The organism is Bifidobacterium jacchi (assembly GCF_009078285.1).
GTDB classification, from domain to species: Bacteria; Actinomycetota; Actinomycetes; order Actinomycetales; family Bifidobacteriaceae; genus Bifidobacterium; species Bifidobacterium jacchi.
In genome coordinates this window covers 104,503-106,969 of sequence record NZ_RQSP01000001.1, presented here as the reverse complement: position 1 = coordinate 106,969, position 2,467 = coordinate 104,503, and the positions used below count along the sequence as shown (strand labels likewise).

The window sequence follows — 2,467 nt, the reverse complement described above, 5'->3', positions numbered from 1 at the left end:
GTCGGGATCGTCGTAGTGGTGGATGTCCTCCTGATAACGCAGCAGCACGCCCGGCCATGCGCATCGCGCGGCGATCATGCCCTGCGGGCGGCCCGACAGCTTGAGCGCCACCACGAGCGCGGTCACGACCACGGGCAGCACGGCGAGGAGTCCCACGACCATCACCCAGCGTGCGGGCATCGATGGCAGTCCGACCGTGCGATCCAGCAGCATCGCCAGTCCGCCGCACAGCACGCAGCCGCCGATGAACGAGCAGTACAGCGTGGTGCCGACGATCCGCCAGCGTCCGCTCCATGCCTTCGCAAACGCCTGTTCGCTGCCTTGGACCCAGTTCATAGGCCGGCACCTCCTTGCGCGTGCGGTTCCGCGGGCAACGCCCCGGGCGCGCGCTACTCGCCCAGAATCCGATCGACGATCTTCGGCTTTTCGGTCAGCTGTCCGGTGAAGCCCGGACGGATGTCCATATGCAGCACCAGCGAGGTGCGGTATCCCTGCTCGGCGAGCTTCTTGGCGGCCTCGCCGGCCACGTGGAGCACGTCGTCGAGATCGCCCTCGACGTTGGTGAACAGGGCGTTCGTCTCCTGCGGGAGCCCCGATTCGCGAATCACCTCGACCGCCTGCGCCACATATGGCGACACCTCGGAGCCGACCCCGGCCGCGGAGACCTGAATCGCCGCCACCGTGTTGAGATACGGCTTGCCGGTCTTCGGATCGATCGGCACTTCCTGCTTGACGGCGTTGCGATCAACGACCATTGATGCCTCCCTTGCTGTGCGTGATTGCCTACTCGATGATCAGCGATACTTCCAGAAGTGGTCCATCGGACCGGAGCCGTGCCCCAGATCCAGCTGCGCCTTCAGCGCACCGGTCAGATACCGCTTGGCCTGGCGGATGGCGGTCGGCAGCGGGTCGCCCAACGCCAGATGGGATGCGATGGCGGAGCTGAGCGTGCATCCGGTGCCGTGCGTGTTCGGATTGTCGATGCGCGACTCGTTGAACCAGGTGACGGTGCCGTCGCGCTCCACCAGCACGTCGTTCGCGTCCGCGGTGCCATGCCCGCCCTTGACCAGCGCGGCGCAGCCGTACAGCTCGACGATGCGCCGGGCGGCGGCCTCCATGCCGGCCTGATCGTGGATCGTCGCATCCGCCAGCACCTGTGCCTCGGGGATGTTCGGCGTGACCACGGCGGCCAGGGGGAACAGGCGGCCGGTCAGCGCCGCGATGGCGTCGTCGCTGATGAGCTTCGCGCTGGAGGTGGCGACCATCACCGGATCGAGTACGATGTTGGTCGCGTGGTGCGCGGTCAGACGGTCGGCGATCACGTCGATGATGTCGGTGGCGGAGACCATGCCGATTTTGACCGCTACAGGGGGAATGTCCTCGAAGACCATGTCGATCTGATCGGCGAGAATCTCCGGGCGGGTGTCCTGGATGGAACGCACGCCGGTGGTGTTCTGCGCGGTGAGCGCGGTGATGGCGCTCATGCCGAACACGCCGCAGGCCAGCATCGTCTTGAGATCGGCCTGCATGCCGGCGCCGCCGGACGAATCCGATCCCGAAATCGCAAGTACTGCCGGCAATGTGGTGCTCATATCGTCTCCTTGATAGGGTCTTCGGTTATCTCACGAGCGTAGTGAGGCGGCTGTACGTTCGCGCCGCCACCGTAAGGCATCGCCCGCTCGGGTGGCGAGGCCGTCAGATGCCCTCGGGGATGCGCCGGTCGCGCCAGTAGTACTCGTTGTCGTGCTCGTTGATCGCACGCGCGACTCGGCAGGGGGTGCCGAAGGCGACCGAGTCGGCGGGGATGTCGCGGGTGACCAGACTGCATGCGCCGATGACAGAGTTGTCGCCGATGGTGACGCCCGGCAGCACGGTCACGTTCGCGCCGATCCACACGTTGCGGCCGATGTGGATGGGCTCGGAGAACTGGGCGACCCGTTCGCGCAGGTCGGGCCGCACCGGGTGGCCGGTGGTGACAAGCGTGACGTTCGGGCCGATCATCGTATGATCGCCGATGAAGATCTCGCCGTCGTCCACCAGCGTGAGGTTGGCGTTTGCATACACGTGGTCGCCGATATGGGTGCTCAGACCCCAGTTGGCGTGCAGAGAAGGCTCGATCCACACGCCTTCGCCCATGTCGGCGAGGAATGAGCGCAGCAGCCGTTCGCGGCGCGGATCGCTGGGTTTGAGCGCATTGATCTCATGCAGCATGTCCCGCTGCTCCTGCTGCGCCCGATCCATCAGATCGGCATCCCAGAAGTAGATTCCCGGCGAATGCATGATGTCAAGTGCCTGCCGCGGTATGCTCATATGCTCTCCTTTGCGCGTGGATGTCGCCATCCCTATCGGCGGTACGGCCATCGGTTTGGCTCTGTTGCACCATAATTGACATTGATTCTATTCTTGGCTCCCCTTGTCAGGGGAGCTGTCAGCAAAGCTGACTGAGGGGTAGTCCGCAAACATATGT

At 65.0% G+C, this 2,467-nt stretch carries 4 protein-coding genes; all 4 read right to left on the bottom strand.

Annotation, left to right across the window (positions count from 1 at the left end):
* The coding region (locus tag EHS19_RS00435) for a hypothetical protein (RefSeq protein WP_175578211.1) at window positions 1-336 on the bottom strand (336 nt) is incomplete at its 3' end.
* Between the two features lie 53 nt (window positions 337-389).
* On the bottom strand, window positions 390-755 hold the full coding sequence (locus tag EHS19_RS00430) for a thiamine-binding protein (RefSeq protein WP_151915829.1): 366 nt from the start codon (window positions 753-755) through the stop codon (window positions 390-392).
* Between the two features lie 39 nt (window positions 756-794).
* On the bottom strand, window positions 795-1,592 hold the full coding sequence (gene thiD, locus EHS19_RS00425; RefSeq protein ID WP_151915828.1) for a bifunctional hydroxymethylpyrimidine kinase/phosphomethylpyrimidine kinase: 798 nt from the start codon (window positions 1,590-1,592) through the stop codon (window positions 795-797).
* A 103-nt stretch (window positions 1,593-1,695) separates the two neighbouring features.
* Window positions 1,696-2,310, bottom strand: a complete 615-nt coding sequence (locus tag EHS19_RS00420) for a sugar O-acetyltransferase (protein ID WP_151915827.1) — start codon at window positions 2,308-2,310, stop codon at window positions 1,696-1,698.
* Between the last annotated feature and the right edge of the window lie 157 nt (window positions 2,311-2,467).

Excerpts from the sequence above, each read along its gene's own strand:
- EHS19_RS00430 (WP_151915829.1), bottom strand. The coding sequence starts at position 755 with ATGGTCGTTGATCGCAACGCCGTCAAGCAGGAAGTGCCGATCGATCCG.
- thiD (WP_151915828.1), bottom strand. The coding sequence starts at position 1,592 with ATGAGCACCACATTGCCGGCAGTACTTGCGATTTCGGGATCGGATTCG.
- EHS19_RS00420 (WP_151915827.1), bottom strand. The coding sequence starts at position 2,310 with ATGAGCATACCGCGGCAGGCACTTGACATCATGCATTCGCCGGGAATC.